Source organism: Streptomyces viridosporus (assembly GCF_002078235.1).
In the GTDB taxonomy this organism is placed as follows: Bacteria; Actinomycetota; Actinomycetes; order Streptomycetales; family Streptomycetaceae; genus Streptomyces; species Streptomyces viridosporus.
Map to the genome: position 1 here is coordinate 300 of NZ_MSGP01000653.1, position 438 is coordinate 737.

A 438-nucleotide genomic window follows, 5' to 3' on the forward strand; every position below is an offset into this window, starting at 1 on the left:
GCAGCGCCGGGTGACCGGCGGAGAACCTGTATCTACTCGCTCAGCAGCCGACGCAAACAGAGGGGGAGAGTGAGGTCGCCCGGTGAGCTGGAGGCCCAGCGCGATGCCGCACAGCGCCGCCCCGTCCTTCGCTCCGCCCGCCACTCCTCGCCGCAGGGTCCGTGCCCCGGCACATTCGACCGACACGGGCAAGAGCTCTGCCTTCCCTCACGGGTGTTCGGCGGGCCTGCTCATCCCACCTGGTCGTGATCTTCATGCCGGAGCCGTACGGCTGGTCGGTGCGGTCTCCCCGGCGGTCCATTCTGGAGCGCGGAAAGTCGGCCCGCTCCCCCCCCCCCCCCCCCCCCCCCCCCCCCCCCCCCCCCCCCCCCCCCCCCCCCCCCCCCCCCCCCCCCCCCCCCCCCGCCCCCCCCCCCCCCCCCCCCCCCCCCCCCCCCA